This is a genomic window from Pseudomonas sp. SW-3, assembly GCF_016615645.1.
GTDB lineage: Bacteria > Pseudomonadota > Gammaproteobacteria > Pseudomonadales > Pseudomonadaceae > Aquipseudomonas > Aquipseudomonas mandelii.
This window is the reverse complement of the sequence record NZ_CP067098.1, coordinates 3,394,828-3,417,737: the sequence shown is the minus strand read 5'-3', so window position 1 is coordinate 3,417,737 and position 22,910 is coordinate 3,394,828. Positions and strand designations below refer to the sequence as shown.

Sequence of the window (22,910 nt, the reverse complement as noted above, 5' to 3'; positions counted from 1 at the left end):
CTGCTCGCGAAGGGGGCCTGACAGCCAACGCGAAAACAACAATCAGCCACGAGACGTCTTCGTGGCTTTTTTGTTCGCTGCGGGTTTAGCCGCCGGTTTGGCCTTGCCGGCAGTCTTGCCACCCAGACTACGTTTAAGCAATTCAGTCAAATCAATCACATCAGCCGTCTTGCGTTCCTCTTCACCCGTCGCCGTTTCCACATCCTCGATCTTGCCTTCGTTCGCCTTCTTCTCGACCAGCGCCATGATCTTGTCTTCAAAACTGTCGCGATAATCCTCGGGCTTCCAGTCGGCGCTCATGTCCTGCACCAGACGCTTGGCCATGTCGAGTTCGCCCTTGGCCAGTTCGGGCTTGGTCACCTCAGGCCCCAGCTCTAGCGTATCGAGGCTGCGTACTTCAGCGGGCCAACGCAGCATGACCAGCACCATGGCCGATTCCAGGGGCATCAGCGCCGCCAGGTGCTGACGGGTATGCAGGACAACATGGGCGAGGGCAACTTTATTGGTTTTGCTGAGGGTTTCGCGCAACAGCGCATAGACCTTGCCGCCGCGTTTATCCGGCGCGAGGTAGTAGGGCGTGTCGATGTTTTGCAGGGGGATCTGTTCGGCGTCGACAAAAGAAAAGATGTCGATGGTCTGCGTGGACAACGGGTGCGCCGACTTGATTTCTTCCTCACTGAGGACCACGTACCGGCCCTTTTCGTACTGCACACCTTTGACGATGTGTTCCTTGGTGACTTCCTTGCCGGTGACCTTGTTGACGCGTTTGTAACCTACCGGCTCCATGCTACGGCTGTCGAGCCAGTCGAAATCCACCCCCTGCGAGGACGTCGCCGACACCAGCGCCACAGGGATATGCACCAGCCCGAAACTGATTGCGCCTTTCCAGATTGCCCGTGCCATGGTCGTCTACTCGCGAGTGATGTGTTCAGGTGACCCGCGGCGCGGCGCAAAAGTTTCAGCGGGCTGCGGCCCGGTCCTGCTGGACCGTCAACTGGTGTTACATCTTAAGAAAGAGGTTTTAGTTAACAAATCCGAACCCCGGGCGTAGCGTGCTATCGAAGATTCTATCCACGCTGACGCCCAGAGGCTTCCCATGAACAGATTCGTGCTCGCCTGCACCGTACTGGCATTCAGTGGCCTGATGAGTCAGCTGGCCCAGGCCTCGCCACCTTCGTTGATGCTGCTGGCCCAGAGCCCCACAGGCAATTCCAGCAACCCCTACAACAGCCCGATCCGCCGGGCCAATCCCAATAGTATGCAAGGCACACAACCCGCTGCCCCGGTCATTCGCGGGCCAAATACCGTCCCGGTGCCCCGTCCACCGACCCTTGATAACGGCGGCATCGGCAATCGCTATCCCCAGAACCATACCGCTCCCGCCAGCCCACCCAAATTCATTCCCAATCCGCCCCCTCGAGATGCAGGCACAAGCAACCGTTGAACGGCAGGACAGCGCTCTTGCCAGCTATTCGAACGACAAAAGGAATCGTGCATGTTGCGTAAAACCCTCTTGGCCACCTTCTGCGCCAGCATACTGATCACCGCCACGGCACCCGTTCTTGCGGCAACGCCCCGGGAGATGAAAAGCGAACAAGGCACCCTTGAGGTCTGGCAAGTTGCGAAGGGCCTGGAACATCCGTGGGCTCTGGCGCTCCTGCCCGATCGCAGGGGCATGCTGGTCACCGAACGGCCCGGCAACCTGCGAGTGGTGGATTACGATGGCAAGCTCTCGGCACCGATCAATGGGGTGCCAAAGGTCTGGGCCAAGGGGCAGGGCGGCTTGCTGGACGTGGTGCTGTCGCCCGACTTCAAGCAGGACCGGACGGTTTATCTGTCTTACGCCGAGGGCGGTGGTGCGGGCGACAAGGCCGGTACGGCGGTCGGGCGAGGCCAGTTGTCCGAGGACCTGAAAACCCTCAAGGACTTCAAAGTGATTTTCCGCCAGGAGCCGAAGCTGTCGGTCGGCAACCACTTCGGCTCACGATTGGTGTTTGATCGCGACGGCTACCTGTTCATCACCTTGGGCGAAAACAACGATCGGCCGACCGCTCAGGACCTCGACAAGCTGCAAGGCAAGGTCGTGCGAATCTACCCGGACGGCAAAGTGCCGGACGACAACCCCTTTGTCGGGCAGTCGGGCGTACGCCCGGAAATCTGGTCCTATGGCCAACGCAATCCGCAAGGCGCAGCGCTCAATCCATGGACTGGCGTGCTCTGGGAAAACGAGCATGGCCCACGCGGCGGTGATGAAATCAACATCATCGAACGCGGCAAGAATTACGGCTGGCCGCTGGCGACCCACGGCATCAACTATTCCGGACAACCAATCCCGGAAGCCGAGGGCAAGACCGCAGAAGGCGCCGTGGCGCCGCACCATGTCTGGGAAAAATCCCCCGGCCTCAGTGGCATGGCGTTCTACGACGCTGATCGCTTCAAGGCGTGGCAGCACAACGTGTTCATCGGTGCGCTGGTGAGCCAGGAGCTGATCCGCTTGCAGGTCGATGGCGACAAAGTGGTTCACGAAGAGCGCTTGCTCGGCGAACTCAACAAGCGCATCCGCGATGTGCGACAGGGGCCGGACGGCTACTTGTATGTGCTGACCGATGAGGACGACGGCGGGCTGTACAAGGTAGGCCTGAAGTAACCCGATTCGACCTCTCTGGGGGTTTGGTGGCGAGGGAGCTTGCTCCCGTCCGACTGCGGAGCAGTCGCTTGAATGGGGCGCTTTGCACCCAGCGGTAGCAAGCTCCCTCGCCACAGGTCTATTTTCGGCAGTAGATAATCACCGCCGCCCGAAGCTTGCCCCGGCCAAAACTGCACATCTTGTCGAACTCGCCGTGGCTGACCGGCAAATGCTGGCAGTCCATCGGTTGGCGATGTTGGCTGTGGTCCACATCCGGGTCGTGCAGGTAGACAAATTCGTCATCGCAATCGGTGACGATCACCCAATGCGGCGCCTTGGAGCGGGTCAGCCGATAGCTGCTGATCAGCACCAGCGGTTGTCCGCCATCGTCCAGTAGCCGAGGGAGGTTCAGCGGGCCGCCGATCACTCGCTCCACATCCGTCTCGAGTAGCTGCGTGGTGAACTCCTCGTGCACCAGACGCATTACGTCTTTTTTATGCTCATCGCGCACGCCATCGAGAAACAGCGGCCCTTCCATGCTCAGTTGCAGACGCACCCGAAATCCACGGCGCCATGCCGCCAGTGCCAGGCCTTGAGGGCTGCAGCCGCCATGGCCTGCGGTCATGAACACCGTCGTCGCCTCACGCCAGATTTGCAGCTCTTCGCGACGCTCCAGCCATCGATTGCCTTGCAGCGCTGCCATGGCCATTAACAGGCAGGCCGGGCCGCAAGTGAAATCGGTGGTCTGCCGGTACCATGGGACCTGGATGTTGCGCGAATCGCAGTGCTCAAGAATGCGTTTTTCCAGGCGCAGCGCATCGGCATGGTCCTGGTAATAATCATGGATCAGCGCGAAACGCCGGTAACCATTGCGCTCATACAAGGCAATCGCCGCGGGGTTGTCGATCCGCACCTCAAGGCGCAAGTAGGCGCAATCATGTTCAAGGGCGCAGGATTCGATGCGTTCGAGCAACTGCTTGCCCAGTCCGCTGCCGCGGGCCTCGGTCGCGATCGCAATCGAGTAAAGCCGCGCCAGCGAGGTGCCTCGGTGAAACAGCACCACCGCATAGCCGACCAATTGCTCGCCATGCTGAGCCACCAACAACTGCCCGTGCGCTCGAGTGATCATCCACAGAAAGCTGCGACTGTTGAGCCGGTCCGTGGTGAAACATTGCTGTTCGAGTTCGAGCAGCGCGGGTAAGTCTTCAACTACCGCCAAGCGAAAGACAGTGTTCATATGACCGCCGTAAAAGTTACGTAACGAAACGGGACTTTCGAAAAAGTTCGTGCTTAATAGGAAAGGTCTTGTTCTCCAACGGATCAATCACTATGTCAGCGGTACAAGGTCATTGGCGCGAAGTATCCGAGCAAACTTTGCCGGCAGCAACTTATTTAAATGACGCAGGCAGAACTTCAAGTCAGTTGATAATCATCGTCGAACGCAAGGAAGACTGGGCCTCGTATTTCCCCAGCGAGGACATTGTCAGCGCCCAGGAATACCTCGAACAGACGCGGGACAACGAACAGGGCAAGCGGGTCCAGGTGATCAACCTGTGCCGCAGCTACAAGTATCTGGGGCACGGCTATTACTGCTCGTTGCTGGCCGAAGCGCGGGGGCACAAGGTCATTCCATCGGTGCGGACCATCAGCGAATTGACCAGAAAATCTCTGTATGGCCTGGCGCTGGACGACTTGGACAAACCCCTGGAAAAAGCCCTCAGCAATCACCTTTACAGCGACACCGAAGGCTTTACCCTGACGTTGTACTTTGGCAAAACCAACATCGAGCCGTTGCAGGATTTGGCGCGACAGTTGTTTGAAGTGTTTCCGTGTCCAATATTATTAGTTGAGTTTCGCCGAACTAACGGCTGGCACATCGAAGGTATAAAGTCCGGCGCCTTGCATAGGTTGCGCGAAGATCAGGAAGATCAATTCGCTAACTCTCTGGACAGTTTCAGTCGCAAGATCTGGCGCGTGCCGCGTTCACGGCGGCTGGCCCGTTATGACCTGGCCATCCTGCATGACCCGCAGGAAGTCTTGCCGCCCTCCAACGCGAAGGCGCTGGATAATTTCATACGCGTCGGCAAGACCTTGGGCATCGATGTGGAGTTGATCGAGCGTAAGGACTACGCGCGCATCGCTGAATACGACGGGCTGCTGATCCGCGAGACCACCAGCGTCGACAACCACACCTATCGCTTTGCGAAGAAAGCCGAAAGCGAAGGGTTGGTGGTGATGGACGATCCGGCGTCGATCCTGCGCTGCACCAATAAGGTCTACCTGACCGACCTGCTCAAGAGCCATCAACTCGGCATGCCCGCCACCGAAATCCTCTATAAGGAACGACCGGAAGATTTCGAACGGGTCGGCGAGCGCCTGGGCTTTCCCTTGGTGCTGAAGATCCCCGACGGCTGTTTCTCCCGGGGCGTGATCAAGGTCGAAAGCCAGCAAGCCTTGCTCGAAGCGACCGCCGAACTGTTCGAACACTCGGTGCTGTTGCTGGCCCAGGAATTCTTCTACACCGAATACGATTGGCGTATCGGCGTGCTCAACCGCAAACCGATCTTCGCCTGCCAATACTTCATGTCCAAGGGCCATTGGCAAATCTATAACCACAAGGCCAAGGGCCAGGACATCAACGGTGAATGCCGCACCCTGGCGGTCCACGAAGCGCCGCGAGCCGTGGTGGACCTGGCCGTGAAAACCGCCAATCTGATCGGCGACGGCCTCTACGGCGTGGACCTCAAGCAGTCCGGCGACAAAGTGGTGGTGATCGAAGTCAACGATAACCCGAACATGGACGCCGGCATCGAAGATGCGTACTTGCAGGACGATTTGTATTCGCTGGTACTGGAAGAGTTTGTCCGTCGCCTGGAACTGAAACGTCGCGGCCAGGCCTGGTGATCGGCCGATGATCAAAAGCTTTCAACTGGACGGCGGCGCCTTGCATGCCGTCGAACGACTGGATGCCGAGGTAATGCTGTTCAGCAACCCCGATGCCGCCGAACGGGACCTGTTGCACAGCCATTTCAAGCTTGATGAGCACGCGTTGGCCTCGGCCCTGGACCCTGACGAGGTGTCGCGCATCGAGTTCCACCCCGACAACCTGTTCCTGATCTGGAAGCGCCCGGAAAATTACTCCGGTGCCGGCAGCCTGGCCTTTGAAGTGTCGTCCTGTGGCCTGTTGTTTTCTGCGCAGCGCTTGCTGGTGATCGCCACCGACGATGCGCCGCTGCACGGGCTCGGCACCCGGCAGCGGCTGAACACGCCGCTGGATGTGCTGCTCGATCTGCTGTTCAACAACATCCATCACTATCTGGGCCACCTGAAGGTAATCAAGCTGGTTGCCCGGGAGTTGCAGCAGAAGTTCAACGCCTCGATGCAGAACCAGCACCTGATCCAGATGTTCAACCTCAGCGAAAGCCTGATCTATTACATCAACGCGATTCACAGCAACGGCGCAGTGCTGACGCGGTTGCGCAATCATGCCGCCAAGGAACACTTCAGCGCCGAGGCCATCGGCCTGATCGACGACCTGATCATCGAAAATAACCAGTGCTATAAGCAGGCGGAAATTTACTCCACGGTGTTTTCCGGGCTGATCGACGCCCGTGGCAACCTGATGAACAACAGCATGAACAATCTGCTGCGCAAGCTGACATTAATTAACGTGGTGTTTTTGCCGCTGAACCTGATTGCGAGCATTGGCGGCATGTCCGAGTTCAGCATGATGACCGGGGGCACGCCGTGGTGGGTGTCGTATCCGTTGTTTCTGGCGGCGATGATGATTGGGGCGGGGGCGATGGTGCTTGGGCTCAGGCGGTTGGCGAAATGACGATGTCGACTGTCAGGCCGTCTTCGCGGGCAAGCCTCGCTCCTACAGGGGGATACGCTCCAATGTAGGAGCGAGGCTTGCCCGCGAAGGCTCTATCCGCAACACAACACTGCTTTGGATCAAATTTGCTGGCGTGCATCACCGCAATTCCTGCGATTCTTAAGCCCCCGAACCACGAGGTACAACAGCGGCCCGACGGACACGAAAACCGCCGTAATCAGCAGATACGGAATCACCGATAACCCCGACTGCCCACGCTTGCGCGCATCCTGGTACATCCAGACGCCCGCAAGTGTCGCCAACAGATAAAGATCAATCACCACCTGCGCAGTATCCGGGCGTGACATCAAACCGATGCCGAAGTCGATCAACGACTGCTCCGCCTGAAGCATCACGGAAACGGTGTAGCCGGCAAAGGCGATCAAGGCAATGAGGGGCAGGGCGACAGACTTCATGGTTTCCTTCCTTGGGACAATGAGCGATGTCCGCCAGCCTACAGAGACCGAGGAAAATTGACCATTGACTTGCCCGCAACGCCCGGCTAATTTCCAGCCATGACTTCCACCGTATTGCGCTGCCAGCCAAGCATTATTACCGCCATTCCTTATTTGGCGGGCTAGCTCACGACTGCAGCACCCAACCCGCCCTAGAGGCGGGTTTTTACTTTCTGTCTCCTGGGCCCCGATCAATGTCAGGAGACGACCATGAGCAGCACCCCCGCCCAGCAGGCCTTGCTTGAGCACTATGTGAAAAAGATCCTCGCCGCGCCGGTGTATGAGCTGGCCGTGCGCACACCGTTGCAACCCGCGCCAGCGCTGTCCGAGGCCTTGGGTAATCAGATCCTGCTCAAGCGTGAGGACTTGCAACCGACCTTTTCCTTCAAGATCCGTGGCGCTTACAACAAATTGGTGCAACTGAGCGATGAGCAAAAGGCTCGGGGCGTGATCACCGCTTCAGCGGGCAATCACGCCCAAGGCGTAGCGTTGGCGGCGCGTGAATTGGGGATCGCTGCGACGATTGTCATGCCTTGCACAACACCAGCATTGAAGGTGCACGGGGTGCGCAGTCGGGGGGCAGAGGCCGTGCTGCACGGCGAGAGCTTTCCGTTCGCCCTCGAATACGCCCTGAGCCTCGCCGAGCAAACCGGTTGCACCTTCGTCTCACCTTTCGATGACCCGGACGTAATCGCCGGGCAGGGCACCGTGGCCATGGAGATCCTGCGCCAGCAACAAGGCCCCCTGGATGCGATCTTCGTCCCGGTGGGTGGAGGAGGTCTGATCGCCGGCATCGCGGCGTATGTCAAATACCTGCGCCCGGAAGTCCGCATCATCGGCGTCGAATCAGAACATTCCGCGTGTCTGTACGCGGCGTTACAAGCAGGCGAGCGGATCGTCCTGCCCACCGTGGGCACGTTCGCCGATGGCGTGGCCGTCGCGCAGATTGGCGTTTATGGATTTGAGGTCTGCCGGTTTTGCGTCGATGAAGTGCTGACCGTCAGCAACGACGAACTGTGCGCCGCCATCAAGAATATCTACGACGATACCCGCTCGATCACTGAGCCCTCCGGTGCCTTGGCGGTGGCCGGCATCAAGAAGTACGTCGCTCAAACCGGTGCGCGTGGTCAAACCCTGATCGCGATCGACTCGGGCGCCAATATCAACTTTGACAGCCTGCGGCATGTCGCCGAGCGCGCCGCGTTGAGCGACGCCTCAGCGTGAGGAGGGGCGCTGCGGTTACTCTTGAACGGCTTTCTCGACCCTGTCCGACGCCGACCAAATCCGATAGCGGACTTCGACGTCCTTGGGCACGTAGAGCACGATCGGCAACTTGCTGTTGTAACGAAGCATGAAGCCGTCACCGACCACCGGCACAAACGCCTTTTTACTCTTGCCGTCGGGGCAGGCCATCATCGTGCTCATCGGGCCGATGATTTTTTCCAGACGGTAAAAGGGGTAGCCCCAGCCTTCAAGGTTTTTTTCCTCAAGGATACCGCCCAGACGTTGGCGATTGCAGTCCACCGTCAGCGTCTTGCCCGCCAGCACCTCGACCTGGAAGTTTTCTTCCTGTGGCTGCGGCGCTACATGAATGACCTGGCGGGTAAAACCGCTTTCCGGTTTAGGGAACGGCGCGACGGTTTCGAGCTTTGCCGCACAGGCCACGCTGGAAAGGCTGGCAACAATCAGCCCGACGGTATTGATACAGGTCAAAGAACCCATGATGCCTCCTTGCGTGTGAGTAGGGTCAGCGGATACTGGATTGGCAGGCGCATTCTTACTGCCGACCGCCACCAATGCAAACCCGGTCGGGAATGTATGCAAATTGCAGGGTTCAAACTGCCCTTTCTTGCAGATTGCATGAGGCCATTTTCAGGCATGTCCGTTAAATCATTGATTTACCGATGAGCTGCACGGCGAAATTTGCGGCATGCTTTATGCTCAAGCAGATCTTAAGTTGACCAGGACATTATTGAGTCAGCTCTAACCACAAGGACGGTCTGCTGTGTGAAACGTAGAAACTCCGTCGACGGAAGAAACGGCGGGAGATTTCACCACGGACCGACGTTGAATTTTTCTGGCAGTCTCACAATCAGGAGAGAGTCGCCATGTTTCTTTCTGCCTTGGAACTTCGCAATATCGTTGAAAGCAGTTTTCTGCCGAAGCGCTGTCAGTGCACGCTGTCGCCGGACCTGTCGATGACCGTCAAGGTGTATTCAGACCGCAAAACCGATCACCTTGATTTGATAAAGACCGGGATAGATGCCAAGCACCTGAACGGTTGCCGTGAAATAAACGACCTGATTGCCGGTCTACGCTCTGAGATGCAGCATCAGGAAGAGAATCGACCACTGCATCCCGCCGGGAAAGCGCTTTAACCAGCCGTTTCGAGTTCTGCTGATACGCGCCGGGCCTGGACAAACCCCAGTCCCAGCGCCGATTCGACCATCACCGCCAGCAATATGCCCGGCCCGGCATGGCCATTGAGCCATTCGCCAAAACCCAGTATCGCCAAGCCGAAACAACCCACGGTAAACCCGGTGCTCAGCGCATTGCGGGTGACCGACGGCGCCTCGTTCCGAACCAGATAAAACATCACGCCCAACGCCGCGAACAGCACTGCACTGCGTCGCGCGACAAACCCTGCCACAGACGAATACTCAATACTCCAGATCGCCAGCAGCCCATCCGGCATCAAACCCCAGACCAGGGCCAGCAGAAAACAGAGGAGGGAAGTGAAGGTCGACACGATACGAAACGATAACTGCATGGCGGATCCTTGCGGCAGTGAGGGAGGCGCCAAAGCATAGCGCCTGATCCCTCACAGGAGTACCGCAAAGTGCAAAATCAGACCTTTCAGTCAGTTCTGATAACTGCAAGCGTCAGAAAGCTTCCGGTAGCTGATTTCTTCAGGCTTGCCTGACGTATCGATGTACTTCATGTCGGCCGTGATCACTTTGCATTCCAGCGTGTTCGGCTCAGTCAGCGCGACCACTTTGCCGATGTTCAGCGGCATGCCGTAGTGATAGGGGGTGGCTTGCGAGGACGACGTGTCATTGGCCTGCGCAAGACCAGTAAACGCGGTGCAGGCGAGGGCGGAAGTCATCAGCAGCATACGGATGTTCATGGGGCGATCTCCAGTGCAGGCGTTGAGTCGGCTCGACGGTTGAGCGTCGAACCTGCCGCACTGGGCGTCAGAGGAACCTGAGGGCGTGCGGTCCAGTAAAGTCTTGGACCGCGGAGTTAAGCGATGGTTAACCCGGTTGAATGCCGCCTGTCGCGAGGTTTTTTCTGTCGGATGATTCGTTAGGAAAGCGTCTACGAAGTCTTCGGCTTGGTCCTACAAAGACAGACGCCTTGTCGACTTTCGCCGGATGGGGTGAAGCGACTACTGTTTGGGCTCGCTGCAAAATCAGCGGACAGGTTTGGTCACCTGTGAGAACAGTGCACATATGTGTGCCATGATTCGCGTCGCGGACATCTACGTCCTTATGGCGCATCGTTGTGGCGGCTGTGTGCAGGACGCCTTCGGGCGAGCTGAGTTACTGTTCTCGGTTGACCAAGCCTGTATACAGTCCGCCTCCCATCGTTTGGTCACGGTGGGGCGGTTACTTCAAAACAGATGAGTAACTTACTATGACAACGCTAAACGCATTTCCCGATCGCTATCGTTCAATCAACAGCAGCGTTACCGACTCAAGTCCTTTGGTGATCGACACCGAAGCCAATCCTCAAGACATCCTCGAAGCCGCTCTACAGCGGGTCCGGGCCTCCAGTCAGCTGCTTGAAACGCTCCACTGCCAATGCTTCAAGCACGGCGATGTTCAGGATATCCCGCACATTACCCATGCGGTTTACCTTCTGACTCAGGACGGCTGCGACCTATTGCAGGTTGCCCAACAGCGGATGATGGGGTGGAAGGCACCGGTCTGACGCCACTGCGGTACATAACAAGCCAGTCTCCTGCGGACACTGGCTTGTTTACACGCGTACCGAGTTAAAGCATTCCTGAAAACTACGCTGTCCTCAGGTCACTGCTGCTTGCATCAGGAATCATCGCGAGCTGGACCTCGACACTGTTTTCTTTTTTTGCCATCCAGCGATCTACGTTGATTTTATGTTCCGGCGCTTGAGTGGCGGAGCCGTAGATGTCCTCAGGCACTAGTTTGAGGAAGCTAAGGGTGTGAATCCGTTGTCTTGATGTATCAAGCCGTCCAATTTCTGCTCTCAACACATTTGCCTCTTGCTGGTACTGCCGACGGTCAGATTGGTAAACGAACCTCAGTTCAGCTTCTTTCGCCTTCAGCCGCTCCTGCATCTCTTGCAATTGGTAGTAAACCTGGTCGTACTCTGTTTTGGTAACCACGGTAGTCCCGCTTTCCTGGGTTTGCTGCCAGCGGCGCAATGTTGCCCAAGCGTACGGAATGTAGGAGGGCACCATGTAGTGATCGCTCATCTGGAACAGTTGCATCACAAAAGCATCACGGTCGGGCATATCGCCGAACTTTTTCAATGCCTTGGTGCAAGCCGCCTCTTCGATGGAGTCGCAACCTGGGTCCCAGAGAACCGCGGATTGCTCGCGCCCTTTAAAATGAACGGGCATGAAATGGTGCAGATTACCCTGGTGTTCGTATGGAGCACCGCCAGTTCGCGACAGGCCTATAGCGAAAATAAGTGCGCCTAAAGGGGCGGTGACAAAACTGAGGACCACGCCGGGCATCCAGATACTTTTGCGGGTGTTCATCCATGGCGCGGGAACACTTGGAATCGGGTCATTGCTGTTGACCATGCGGTGATGGGCCAAGTCTGCCGCGCCATTGACGAAGTCGGCGTCGCCGGCTCGTAGGGAGCCGTAGGTGTAGAGAAGGACGTCGTATTTTTTGGTATCGCGTCGTAGTGCTTCAGCGAGCAAAGTCGCAATGGCTCCGCCGAGGCTATGACCGCAAATAATCACTTTTTGGTCTACGTGAAAACTATCGAGATAGGTAAGTATAAAAGTACTCATTGCTCGGTAGGCATCGTAAAAGCCTTTGTGCGCTTTACCTATGCCACCCGTAATAGGAACTTGCTCTGCATCTGTGTCTCGCACGAAGTCCACTAGTTCTAACGTTCCTCGAACGGAGATTAGAATAATTTCGTCATGGTGGGTTATGAAGGCCTGAGTATTGGTGCCGCCCTCGGCTTTGCCATCATCGAAGAAGTGCCACGTGGCGGGATGCTCTTGATTTGGGCCTAATTCACGATTGTTTTTTTTGTATAATGTGGGGTCGAACGGCAAAATCTCGAAACGCTTGGAGTAAGGCACATCTTCATAAAGTGGATAGTAAGCTAATGTCTGGGTTGAGTTGATTTTCCAAGACTCTGTGTAACTGGCAAGGCTATTACCAAACATATGCCCGACGCTCGGATCCAATGGAAACGTTACAGTGTCGATTGGTTTTTCGGCAGGCTCTTGACCAAAATTACAGTAGCTCAAGCTTGAAAATAGAGACAGTTGATACAGGTTCAATGTAGTGGTCAACTAATCCCGGACACGACGTTAAGTTTTTCCTCGGCCCGCGCTGGTGCCAACCCCTCGTTGAATTGGTGAGGCCGAATCCAGTTGTAGCGATGCATCAAAAAATGGCTGATATCGCGCTGTGCTTCCTGCGCAGTTCGATAGCCCACGGTCGGTATCCATTCTGTTTTCAAGCTGCGAAATACGCGCTCCATCGGTGCGTTATCCCAGCAGTTTCCTCGTCGACTCATGCTCTGGCGCATGCGGTATCGCCACAACCGCTGGCGAAAGAGTCGGCTTGCATATTGCGATCCCTGGTCCGAGTGGAATAGCAGATCCGAAGGCCTGCCACGCTGCTCGTAAGCCATATCCAGCGCTTTGATCACCAGCTCAGCGTCTGGCTTTTCCGACAGCGCCCAGCCCACGATCCGACGCGTACAAAGATCCAGGACGACAGCCAGGTAATGCCACTTTCCTTGCGCCCAAATGTAGGTGATATCGCCGCACCAGACTTGATTGGGCGCTGGCACGTCGAACTCGCGGTTCAATGTGTTCGGGATATCCAGTCTTTCTACTGTTGCTCGTTTGTAGGCATGGGAGCCGGGTTGTTTGCTGACTAAATCAAGCTCGCGCATTAAGCTACGCACTTTGAATCGACCGAGTTGCTCACCGTCTTCACGCATCAGCGACAGGATGCTGCGACTGCCCGCAGAGCTGCGACTTTGCGAGAACAGCTCACTGACGCGACTACGCAATCGAAGCCGTTCAACATCCGGCGTGCGGCGCCGCAGGCGCTGGGCGTAGTAACACGAGCGAGTGACGTCAAACACCTTGCACAGCCAATCAACCGGCTCATGTGCCCTCAACTGGTCAATCAGCGCGAACGCTCGTGATCTTCCGACATCAAGAGCGCGGTAGCCTTTTTTAGTATTGATTTCTCTCGCTCAAGCCGAGCAATCCGGGCTTCCAGCTCCTGAATTTTTTGCTGTTCCGGAGTCAGTGCCTTGCTCTGCGGGGTGACGCCTTTATGTTCTTTCTGAATCTGGTCAACCCAGCGGCGCAATGCCGATTCACCAATGCCGAGTGAACGGCTGGCTTCGATGTAGCTGTAGTTTTGTTTGAGCACAAGGTCGGCAGCCTCGCGCTTGAATTCAGGAGTAAAGGAGCGGCGTTGTTTAGTCATCTGACACCTCGATCTGGCGAGCATTCTCGCCTAAATGGGTGTCCGGTTTCATTAGACCACTACACAATGCGCTGAATGCGTTGTCTTTCGACAGCATGGGGCGGAAGGCGCGCAGTGGGCGTACTTCAAGAACGGTATGTTTGTTAGGTATTAGGCCAATTCCATAGAGTTCCGATTCTATTGGTCCGAACCCGAGGTCGCCCATGGCTTTCATTAAACTTTGGTTTGGAGGGTATTTTCTAGGAGAGCAGGGTGGCAGGTGAGCAGTAAATTTCACCAAGTCTTTCACTTCGACATGAAAAAACTGGTCTGCCTTTTCCTTTGCAGGATTTTTCTCAACGCGTAAACCGTCTTTCCGTACAAAACGTGTTTTCTCGGCTTTTACCTGAAATTCTGTGATGGGAATGGGGTAGCTTTCTCGCTGCGAAAGGACAGAATAAAGATCATCAGTTCCTATATAAGGGGCGTCAAGGGTCAGTACGACGGGGCCTTGATAATGGTTGAAAACCTTCGCTTTTCCATCAGCGTCCAGTACTCCGGAATATTTTTGATGCGCACTATCCTGAAGGACATAGGAGAGCCCAGCGTAAGACTTTCCATTGCCGGTTTCATCTACTACTTGAAAACTAATCCAGTCGCCACGCAGTGGGCATGCTCCTGATTTTTCACTTAAGAGTGGATTGCAAGGCGCCTTCGGCTCCATAAAAAATATCCTTATTCAGTACAGGTGGGATAAACGGTGCAATCACGTCCATCTGGCATTTTAAAGGGCTTAAAATCGGTAGTATTGCCGCGACAAAACGCATAAGGATCTTCGAGGCTCTTTCCCATGCACCGTTTCCAGCCTTCAGGAAATTTAACCCATGTATCTCCCATGTATGGGGTTTCTTCCGTGGCAATTGAAAATACAACTTTGATCATTTGACCCGCGAGCTTTGCTCGTTGTATGGGACCATTTTCAGCTTCGTCACTCACCTCGTTGGCCGCTGTGACAGATTTACATTTCAAAATTTTCACAATGTAACGATCGGGTCCAGCGGTGCGAAACAACCATTGACACTGCTTTTGCTTTATCAAGGTTTCGGGAGGTCTTGGTCTTTCTAAACTTCCATCCTCAAACGAAACCCCTGTGTGTGCCCTACCTACATTCCGGAAGTCAGCACCATATTTGGCATCAACCTCATACGCGAAGGTATCAAGCACCAAGGGGCACCCCCCTTCGATGCTGGTTAGCGGTACTTCGAATTGCGCTGTCTGGGCGTCGTTACTAAGCTTTTGCTCGAAGAACTTCAATCCGGGGTAGCTTCTGCTTTTTCGAGGTGGGACTGTACAACTCTCTCCCGTACGAGGCACATAGGATGCTTCACCTTTAATGCTGAATCCGGGTGGCAGTTCAGTGATCAGCGTGAAGCTATCCTGTTGTGCGACTGAGCATCCTGCAGTCCCGAGCGCCCCTAAGCCGATGGCCGCAGCTCGAACAAATCCAGTGAAAAAGTTTCGAAAAAACATTTTATTGTCCTTGTTCAGTGCAGTTGGGATAGACGGTGCAATCACGTCCATCCGGCATTTTGAAAGGTTTGAAATCGGTTATGTTCCCATTACAAAACGCATAAGGGTCTTCGAGGCTTTCCCCCATGCAGCGCTTCCAGCCAGTGGGGAATTTCACCCAGTTATCACCCATAGCCGGACTCTCTTCGCTTGAAATAGCGAAAACTACTTTAACCGTCTTTCCCACCAACTGAGCAAGTTGCAGCGGACCTTTTGCAACTGTGCCGTTTTCCTGTTCAGGTGTTGCTACAGATTTACACTCCAGAATTTTTGCTATGTAACGTTTGGGCCCTACCGTACGAAAAAACCATTCACACTGTTTCTGCAATACCATGGGAGAAGGTGCATTTTGGCTGTCTGCGATTCCATCCTGAAACGCAATCCCCGTGTAATCCCTACCTAAATTGAGCCGAGCAGCTCCGTACTTTGCGTCTACTTCATATCCGAAACTTTTTAGTACCAAAGGACAACCACCTTCCGTACTCGTCAGCGGAACTTCAAACCGCGCCGTTTGTGCACCAGCGCTCAGCTTCTGCTCAAAAAACTTCAACCCCGGAAAGTTCCTGCCTTTCTTCGCAGGCACTGAACACATCTCCCCCGTACGAGGCACATAGGAAGCTTCACCTTTAATGCTGAACCCAGGTGGCAGTTCCGTCAGCAACGTAAAACTATCGGCAGGCTTGATGGCCGAACAGCCAGAAGCCACCATCACGCCCGCCGCAGCGAGGAACAAAGGCAAGCATCCAGAAAAGTGTTCAGCCGCAAACGCTGTTATGCCAGCCGCCACAAACTTACTCACGCTCTGGTTTGCCCAAACTCGCATCAAACACCCGCTGACACCGCGCAAAATGCTGCTCTGGGGTTTCACTCGGCAATGGCTGCCAAGCCACGTCTTCTGCGCATTTGGGATCAAGTCTCAGGCTGAGCATGAATTCGCGTTGTTCTGGCGTGTTCCATTGCCAGGTTTCAAGCAGGTCCATCTGTTCTTCCAGCCATTCGCGGACATTGCGGGTTTCGGAGAGTTTGGCGGTGGCCTCGACGTGGTACACCAGCAGCCAACGTTTCAGGTTTTCGCGCAAGATGCTGCGGGTACGCTCCGGCGCGTTTGGAATTCGCAACCACGGCGCGGGGTTGGGCACCGGGTACATGCCGGGGCGGGCGTTATCGGCGCTTTTCCATTGCTCCTCGTCCCAATACAGCACGCTGCTGATCGGGCCTAACAGCAACGGCCATTCGGTTTCGCTCAAGTTAGCGAGGCATCGAGCAATCACCCTATTGTCCTGAAAACGGAACAACGAACGTTCGCCGTCTTCCTCAATGACCATCCGCGCTTGCCAGTGTTGGGTCAGGCCGTCGAGATCGGCTTTTTCCATGCTGCCGATCCAACCCCAGTTGCGCTGCGGGTCGTCCAGCAGTTTGCGGAAGGCATCGGCGTTGGGTTCGTGCAGTTCGGTGAACCAGGGGCTGATGGCGGCGAAGTCGGCGTACTGGGTGCGTCGATAGAGCTGCACCGAGCGCTTCATCAATCCGGCGCTGTAGAGCGAAGTGACCGGGTTCGGGTCAGCGAGGCTGTCCAGGGCCAGGATCAGCACGCGATTGAGTTTTGCCTGTTCGCCGAGCCAGTTGTTCAGTGCGTCGCTCATGCTGCAGTCCCCAGATCGCACTTGCCTTCACGGCAGGCTTCGCAAATCGGGCAGCGTATGTCGCCCGCCGCACGGGCGGCTTTGGCCATGGCCATTTGTACGGCGGCCGGGACGAGCAGGGCGCCGGCTTTGTCCTGAGCGGCGGCCCACGGGATGACGGGCGGCAAAATCTGAATCCCTGTCCCCACCCCAGGCGAGCCCCCGGTGTTCACCTTCACCTCAGCCCCACTGATCGTCACGCCCCCCGCATCAACCTTGACGAAACTCCCGCCAGCTTTCGCCGTCAGTTCCATCCCACCCTCAACCACCACCTTCTCGCCAGCGTGGTAATGAATCTCCTGACCCGCCTCGACAAACTGCGCCGTCCCCACTTTCACATGCTGGGTCACCGCCACGGTCAGGTGATCATCCGCCCGCGCTTCAGTCTTGCGATCCAGTTGCGTGATGCGATGTTCTTCAACCTTGAACTCGCTGAAAACATTGGCCTCAACCGTGTCATGGCGCTCATTGCCGATGCGGATTTTCTGGTCGTGTTCGATGTTTTCATCCCAGTCGCGCTGGGCGTGCAGGTAGATCTGTTCCGCACCTTTCTTGTCTTCGATACGAAACTCGTTGTAACCCTTGCCGCCCGGTGAGCTGAGGGTTTTGAAGGTGCTGCGGGTCTTGTTCGCAGGTAGGTCGTAGGGGACGACGTTTTCCTTGTGGAACAGGCAGCCGGTGATCAGCGGTTGGTCGGGGTCGCCTTCGAGGAAGGTGACGAGGACTTCCATGCCGACGCGCGGGATGGCGATGCCGCCGTAGGCACTGCCGGCCCAGCCGGTGGCGACGCGTAGCCAGCAACTGGTGGTGTCGTTGGCCTGGCCGTCGCGGTCCCAGTGGAATTGCACTTTGACGCGGCCGTATTCGTCGCAGTGGATCTCTTCGCCGGGCGGGCCGGTGACGATGGCGGTCTGGCTGCCCAGGACTTTCGGTTTCGGGTGTTCGAGGGCAGGGCGGAAGTGCGCGTCCCACGGGGTGGCAAGGAAGGTGTTGCGGTAGCCCTGATGGAAATCGTCTTTGTTGTGGGTGACGTCGCTGGTGACGTTTTTGCCGAGCACTTGCGGCTGCTTGCCTTCGTGCACGACTTCGAGCAACAGCCAGAGGTCGTTCCACTCGGCGCGCGGGTGTTCGCTCAGGGCCACGGCATCAAACCCCAGACCAGGGCCAGTAAAAACAGAGGAGGGAAGTGAAGGCCGACACGATACGAAACGATAACTGCATGGCGGATCCTTGCGGCAGTGAGGGAGGCGCCAAAGCATAGCGCCTGATCCCTCACAGGAGTACCGCAAAGTGCAAAATCAGGCCTTTCAGTCAGTTCTGATAACTGCAAGCGTCAGAAAGCTTCCGATAGCTGATTTCTTCAGGCTTGCCTGACGTATCGATGTACTTCGGTCCGAAGTAGATTGTGCGCTAACCTCTGAGGACAAACCGATCGCGAAGAGGGCTACGAAAAAATACGCTTTCATAGTGTTAATAGTTCATAGCTTGTCAGGGAAGAAGGATAGTGGTGGGCGGGTTGCTTTCCATTCCGTCAGGGTTTTTTTTGATTTTTCGATCTGTTCCCCAGTCATTTTTGCCGCGATTTCCGGGAGTTCATCTTGTGCAAATTCTCGCATGCCGCCCCCACCGTCTAGTTCAAGCACCCAGGAAATGGATGCATAGGCTGTTACTAGATCCTCCTTAAAGCCGTATTCCGGCGATTGTCCTGCTAAGTAAGAGCCATAACCATATACAGCGCTGACATATCCAGTCATTGCTGCTTTTTCATTCCACGACCTGAATTGCTCCCAGTCCTTTTTTCGACCCTGAATCGCGGCATACGCCAACATACCTTGAGGGTTGCCACCCTCCGCAGATGCCTTCATCCAGCGTTCGACCATCTCCGCGCGTTTTGAAGGTGTCAGGAAGAAACCTTTACCTTCACGGTAATCCGCCGCTAGATAGTACTGCGCTAGCGCAAAACCTTCGTCTGCGGATTTTTCAAACCATTTGTCGTCTCCGGTTATCCGGTACATCAAATACATAGCCTCGGCGTCACCTTTTTCAGCTTCTTTCGTAGCAGCCTCTAAGGCACTTTTGGACCACTCGTTTGGCGATTTTTTTTCACCTGAGCAGTTGTTCATCTCAACGCAGAGATCGTTATTGCGCTGAGACAATCTTATCATTGCATATATATCACCTTGGCGAGCAGAGGCTTCATACGCGCTCTGAGCTTCTGGAGTTATATATTTGTTATTTTTGCGTAACGCTTCGCCCAAGTAGTACTGTGCTTCACGATCGCCACCTTCCGCTGCTGCCTTCAGATAGGGGACTGCAGATATGGCTTTGAATTGATTGTAAAGCTCAATACCCTTTTCCTTTGCTTTCACTTGCTGTGTCGATACTTCTGCCTGCGCCACAAAGCTAAAGAATAGGGTTGATAAGGCAATGCAAACGGCATTTTTCATTTTTAACATATTTAGTTGACTCGATTATAAAGGGCCGGAATATTTCATGGTGGTCATCGGGATATAGCTATTTTCCCGAAAGTCCAGCTTGCAGAACGCGTCTATACGCTGACCCATTTTCTTCACATTTGATTTATAGCGGGCCCGAGCTTTAACGCCTTCCGCACGTTCCATGCTAAGTACAGGAACTGCCATAAAATTATCTAGTCTGTATCTATTCTCACAATACGCTTGCCCGGACTCTTTAGGTGCGACGCCTAGTTTGTTCATGCATTTACAAGCGTCCTCAAATAGCTGTTGAGCTTTGGTTAACGCTTCTGCGCCATCCGCCGTTGATCCTACCCAATAAATCACTCTGTCGAGAGCTCGTTGTTGGAGCAAACGTGCTTCCTGTTTTACGTACTTACGATCGGTACTTTTACTTTCACTTGTGTCTTGGTTCGTTGAAATTACTGAAAACTCTTCCGGCTCAGAACTGAGCGTCATAAGGAGGGGGCCCAAGGCCGCGGGAGCTGCTTCCATAAACCATTTTTGCAATTCGGCTTGATTTTCATATTCAATAATAGTGTCTGCAATGGGCCCTCCCTTTCCACTACTGGTCATCGCGTCATATAGATTCATAATAACGTCGATGCCCATCATATAGATCATTGCAACATCCAACCCGACCGCACCGAGCATGTTCAGTGCAGAAGCCTGTTCAGCAGCCTCTGGAGTAATCCAGCTAATAGAAGCGCCTTTAGCTTTATACAGCTCACGTCGATAAATATTGATAAGCTCTACAACAGCCTCGTAACCTACCTCAAATTTGAAACTACCACTTGCACCCGGCCCAAGAACAACCGTTGCTTTAAGATTGAGAATGAATTTACCCTTATCCAGAGAAACTCCAGCATTGCCCTGCAAGCCCGCGCCATAGGCAGCACCTAAAGATCCGCTGAGGTTGGCAAGCGTTAGCCATTGGCTAGCGCTCGTAGCCTCCTTGCTGTTATTGATTCCGGTGGAGGGTCCTGCCCGCAATACAGCCAATGCTTTAGGCGGAGCCCAATTCAAAGCCCCTGTCAGTTGGATACCTGCTTGCACGCCGGCGAACAGATTGAAGTTGGCCTTTATGCCATTTTCAATTTGTACGTTGGCGGCCTTGCCGGACATGACTTGGCCACTTGATTTGGTATCGACAGCCGTGAGCGCCTTGGACTTGTATTCAAGGTCTGGGGTAGGGCTGGTATCACCATTGTCGGCTTTGGTTTTGATCGTTTCTTCGTAGGTCTTCCGTTCGGCCTTTGCTTCGGTATCTTCGCGCTGTGCCGGTTTGACAGGGCTGAGTGTCGCGCCATATTTGGTATTGCCGCCTATAGGGACCAGCTCAATACTACCGGCGAGCATGAGCGACGCACCGGCGTATCCCCACGCACGGGCACCGAAATGGAAGGACATACGGCCGAGGTTCAAGGTCTGAAGTTGAGGATTACCTTCGAGATAGTAATCGACCGTCACATCCTTGGCTTTTTCGCGAGTCGGCATGTCGATTTTAAGCAGTTCCACTTCACCTCGAGCCAAGTCAAAGCTCAGTGACGCACTGGCCGACGTCTTGAAGCCTTCAGCGGCAGAGAAGGAGGGACCTTCCAGTTTCACTTCGCCATGCAGTTTTTTTTGCGGCGGCGCAAGGCAGCGGACAAATTGCGCCTGCTGGCTCTTGTCGAAAAGCCTCACTTCACCACGAACACTCTTTTTGAATACGACCTGCTTTAGATGCTCGCCCCATTCTTTTCGCGCACCGGCATCCTCAAGCTGAGTCACTTTATAGCCGTTGGTTTGCAAGAAGCTGTAAAACTTGTCGATATTGAACCAACCATTGGTATCAAACCAATCGCCGGCTTGATCTCCAATTTTTAGCGCGCCCTGGCTTGCCAGCCACTGGCCAAATACCTTCTGCGCGCTGTTTTTATTTGCACCACCGTCACCATTTTTTGGGATGCCTTCAAGAATTTTTTTTGCGCTCTTGCCGGCTTTTTTCAAGTCTTCCTCAAGAAGGTTTGGCGCACCCTTGAGGTTGAGCAAACTGAACCACTTCAACGGCGTGCCGCTTGTAGCCAGTGTGCTGACCTCTCTTAGCGGAAAGCCATCTTTGACAAGCCGATCAACCGGCTGAGGCTCAAACTGTTCAGGCTCCCATAATAAGTGACGTCGAATAGGGTCAGCAGCGACTTTTTGTTGAGCCTTTTCGTGTAAGCCCTGTTTTACAACTTGCAAACGGTCCCATTCGGCACGTTCGGCTTCGACCAGACCGGCAGGTGCCTGGGCATTTTGACCCGTCGCTTCGATCCAGTTTTTGTATTTTTCACGCAAGCGGTTATTGATTTCCGATTGCTGTTTTTCCGTATCGAGATACAACTTGAACTGCTCGATACCTGTAGTGATGTCATCGCCACTGATCAATGCGTACTCAGGTAAGGCGATCCCGTATTCCGCTACTTTGATAATCGCGTCGGTGTATTCGTGATAGGCAAACGACTTGGCTTCGCCATGCTTCCACGCCAGGTAGGCGTATGTATCGCCTTCGCAGGTGTATAAACACTTCTGCAGTTCATCACGCTTTTTCTTGTCAGTTTCAAGGAGCTTGGCGATATCTTCCTGAGCCTGTGGCTTGATGCCACCTTCACTGATCAGCGCCTTGCGTTTCTCCAGGTAATTTTGGACGCGAGCGCGAGCCTCGATTGCCCCGGCAGCGAACAACGTACCGTTCTCGTACGTATGACCCTTCTTTTCGGCGGCGGCAATAGCTGTTTTTTTTAGCGCCAACCACTCGCTGCGTAACTTGCGTAGCTCGCTGTAATCATCCCGGATACGGTTCTGAGTATCGATATCCGACTGAAGCTGATCTATACGTGAGCGCTGAGTATCGGTTTTCGGCGTTTCGGCCTTTGGTGCGTCCTTTTCTTTTGCGCGTTTTACTTCTTGGCGGCTGCGAAGGACCATTCCTGGGTCCATTTCGATATTCGGTTCCTGAGCTTCAATCTCCTCCATTCGCTGGCGCTGTTCGCCCTCGAGAAAATTACTCAGTTTTGGCTCAAGGAAGTAATTCAGTAATCCGCTGTCATCTAATCCCTTGAGGCGCTCATCGCGGGATTTACTCGGGGCAATTTGATTCTCCAGAGCGTGCATCGCCTCCTTCATCGAGGAGGCGGCGCGCTCGGGCAGTAACCAAAACTCTTCTTCGTCAGTTGCATAAATTGCGGTGCCGTACGTGTTGGAACAAGGCTTGGGCTGATCCTTGAAGCTGGGGGCGCACGTTTCTGTAAAGTCTTTTTTCGGCCCCAAGTCAATGGGCTTAGGGCCAGGCGCACTTGCACTTTCGGCTGTTGGAGCAGGTTGGGAAGCTGCCGTTGAAGGGGCCGCTGGTTTTGCAACCGCTTCAGCCTGAGCACTCTTGGGAACACTAAGATTCCAACCCGGTTTAATCGCACTCGGGTTGGTAATGAATGGATTCATCTGGCGCAGTTGCGCAACATTGGTGTTGTAGCGAGTAGCAATCTGGCTGAGCGTTTCACCAGGATTGACTGAATGATTGGTAATTTCCATGGTGCTTCCGTTCTGT

At 54.9% G+C, this 22,910-nt stretch carries 21 protein-coding genes and 2 pseudogenes; 7 read left to right on the top strand and 16 right to left on the bottom strand.

Annotated features, from left to right (window positions below):
• Positions 1-42: 42 nt before the first annotated feature.
• On the bottom strand, positions 43-903 hold the full coding sequence (gene ku, locus JIO00_RS15235) for a non-homologous end joining protein Ku (protein WP_010460516.1): 861 nt from the start codon (positions 901-903) through the stop codon (positions 43-45).
• A gap of 193 nt (positions 904-1,096) precedes the next feature.
• Between ku and JIO00_RS15230 the strand changes: the two genes are divergently transcribed.
• Positions 1,097-1,444 (top strand): hypothetical protein, encoded by a 348-nt coding sequence (locus tag JIO00_RS15230; RefSeq protein ID WP_200666160.1) that lies wholly within the window; start codon positions 1,097-1,099, stop codon positions 1,442-1,444.
• A gap of 51 nt (positions 1,445-1,495) precedes the next feature.
• A complete protein-coding gene (locus tag JIO00_RS15225) occupies positions 1,496-2,647 on the top strand; it encodes a PQQ-dependent sugar dehydrogenase (protein WP_200666158.1) in 1,152 nt (383 codons plus the stop codon).
• Positions 2,648-2,765: 118 nt separating this feature from the next.
• Here JIO00_RS15225 and rimI read toward each other — a convergent pair whose 3' ends face one another.
• Positions 2,766-3,863, bottom strand: a complete 1,098-nt coding sequence (gene rimI / locus JIO00_RS15220) for a ribosomal protein S18-alanine N-acetyltransferase (RefSeq protein WP_010460510.1) — start codon at positions 3,861-3,863, stop codon at positions 2,766-2,768.
• Positions 3,864-3,955: 92 nt separating this feature from the next.
• Between rimI and JIO00_RS15215 the strand changes: the two genes are divergently transcribed.
• Positions 3,956-5,530, top strand: a complete 1,575-nt coding sequence (locus JIO00_RS15215; RefSeq protein ID WP_234452889.1) for a RimK family protein — start codon at positions 3,956-3,958, stop codon at positions 5,528-5,530.
• 7 nt (positions 5,531-5,537) lie between these two features.
• A complete protein-coding gene (locus JIO00_RS15210) occupies positions 5,538-6,461 on the top strand; it encodes a magnesium transporter CorA family protein (protein ID WP_200666156.1) in 924 nt (307 codons plus the stop codon).
• Between the two features lie 119 nt (positions 6,462-6,580).
• Here JIO00_RS15210 and JIO00_RS15205 read toward each other — a convergent pair whose 3' ends face one another.
• Complete coding sequence (locus JIO00_RS15205; protein WP_200666154.1) at positions 6,581-6,916, bottom strand: DUF2834 domain-containing protein; 336 nt, start codon at positions 6,914-6,916, stop codon at positions 6,581-6,583.
• A gap of 249 nt (positions 6,917-7,165) precedes the next feature.
• Between JIO00_RS15205 and ilvA the strand changes: the two genes are divergently transcribed.
• Positions 7,166-8,179: a threonine ammonia-lyase, biosynthetic gene (gene ilvA / locus JIO00_RS15200; RefSeq protein WP_200666152.1), complete on the top strand. Its 1,014-nt coding sequence runs from the start codon at positions 7,166-7,168 to the stop codon at positions 8,177-8,179.
• 15 nt (positions 8,180-8,194) lie between these two features.
• Here ilvA and eco read toward each other — a convergent pair whose 3' ends face one another.
• Positions 8,195-8,677 (bottom strand): serine protease inhibitor ecotin, encoded by a 483-nt coding sequence (eco, locus tag JIO00_RS15195; protein ID WP_200666150.1) that lies wholly within the window; start codon positions 8,675-8,677, stop codon positions 8,195-8,197.
• 386 nt (positions 8,678-9,063) lie between these two features.
• Here eco and JIO00_RS15190 point away from each other — a divergent pair, with 386 nt between their 5' ends.
• Positions 9,064-9,333 carry a DUF1652 domain-containing protein gene (locus JIO00_RS15190; RefSeq protein WP_145307658.1) on the top strand — a complete coding sequence of 90 codons (270 nt, stop codon included), beginning with the start codon at positions 9,064-9,066 and terminating at the stop codon, positions 9,331-9,333.
• Here JIO00_RS15190 and JIO00_RS15185 read toward each other — a convergent pair.
• Positions 9,330-9,725 carry a hypothetical protein gene (locus JIO00_RS15185; protein ID WP_200666148.1) on the bottom strand — a complete coding sequence of 132 codons (396 nt, stop codon included), beginning with the start codon at positions 9,723-9,725 and terminating at the stop codon, positions 9,330-9,332. The two genes, JIO00_RS15190 and JIO00_RS15185, sit on opposite strands and share 4 nt — an antisense overlap.
• 90 nt (positions 9,726-9,815) lie before the next feature.
• A complete protein-coding gene (locus JIO00_RS15180) occupies positions 9,816-10,082 on the bottom strand; it encodes a DUF2790 domain-containing protein (RefSeq protein WP_200666146.1) in 267 nt (88 codons plus the stop codon).
• A 509-nt stretch (positions 10,083-10,591) separates the two neighbouring features.
• On the opposite strand from JIO00_RS15180, the gene JIO00_RS15175 reads away from it, so the two are divergent.
• Entirely contained in the window at positions 10,592-10,888 is a 297-nt protein-coding gene (locus tag JIO00_RS15175; protein WP_109630981.1) for a hypothetical protein, read from the top strand.
• Positions 10,889-10,970: 82 nt separating this feature from the next.
• Here the strand turns inward: JIO00_RS15175 and JIO00_RS15170 are convergent, their stop codons facing one another.
• The 10 genes and pseudogenes from JIO00_RS15170 to JIO00_RS15130 form a co-directional block, all read right to left on the bottom strand.
• Positions 10,971-12,464: a lipase family protein gene (locus tag JIO00_RS15170; protein ID WP_234452888.1), complete on the bottom strand. Its 1,494-nt coding sequence runs from the start codon at positions 12,462-12,464 to the stop codon at positions 10,971-10,973.
• Positions 12,465-12,472: 8 nt separating this feature from the next.
• A protein-coding gene (locus tag JIO00_RS15165) for an IS3 family transposase (protein ID WP_200666142.1) occupies positions 12,473-13,635 on the bottom strand; the annotation gives its coding sequence in 2 pieces (ribosomal slippage) (positions 12,473-13,380 and positions 13,380-13,635; 1,164 coding nt in all).
• Positions 13,628-14,338, bottom strand: a complete 711-nt coding sequence (locus tag JIO00_RS15160) for a hypothetical protein (RefSeq protein ID WP_200666140.1) — start codon at positions 14,336-14,338, stop codon at positions 13,628-13,630. Before JIO00_RS15160 ends, JIO00_RS15165 begins: the two co-directional genes overlap by 8 nt.
• A gap of 11 nt (positions 14,339-14,349) precedes the next feature.
• Positions 14,350-15,195, bottom strand: a complete 846-nt coding sequence (locus tag JIO00_RS15155; RefSeq protein WP_234452887.1) for a hypothetical protein — start codon at positions 15,193-15,195, stop codon at positions 14,350-14,352.
• Positions 15,146-15,982 (bottom strand): hypothetical protein, encoded by an 837-nt coding sequence (locus JIO00_RS15150; RefSeq protein ID WP_234452886.1) that lies wholly within the window; start codon positions 15,980-15,982, stop codon positions 15,146-15,148. Before JIO00_RS15150 ends, JIO00_RS15155 begins: the two co-directional genes overlap by 50 nt.
• Positions 15,975-16,826: a DUF4123 domain-containing protein gene (locus tag JIO00_RS15145; protein WP_200666138.1), complete on the bottom strand. Its 852-nt coding sequence runs from the start codon at positions 16,824-16,826 to the stop codon at positions 15,975-15,977. Before JIO00_RS15145 ends, JIO00_RS15150 begins: the two co-directional genes overlap by 8 nt.
• Positions 16,823-18,007, bottom strand: a pseudogene (tssI, locus tag JIO00_RS15140) (type VI secretion system tip protein TssI/VgrG); the annotation flags it as partial. The pseudogene tssI and the gene JIO00_RS15145, both read right to left, overlap by 4 nt.
• A 169-nt stretch (positions 18,008-18,176) precedes the next feature.
• Positions 18,177-18,254: pseudogene (locus JIO00_RS29830) on the bottom strand (DUF2790 domain-containing protein); the annotation flags it as partial.
• 89 nt (positions 18,255-18,343) lie between these two features.
• Positions 18,344-19,321, bottom strand: coding sequence for a tetratricopeptide repeat protein (locus JIO00_RS15135; protein ID WP_200666137.1), 978 nt, complete (start codon positions 19,319-19,321; stop codon positions 18,344-18,346).
• Between the two features lie 15 nt (positions 19,322-19,336).
• Positions 19,337-22,894: a LysM peptidoglycan-binding domain-containing protein gene (locus JIO00_RS15130; RefSeq protein WP_200666135.1), complete on the bottom strand. Its 3,558-nt coding sequence runs from the start codon at positions 22,892-22,894 to the stop codon at positions 19,337-19,339.
• Positions 22,895-22,910 lie beyond the last annotated feature (16 nt).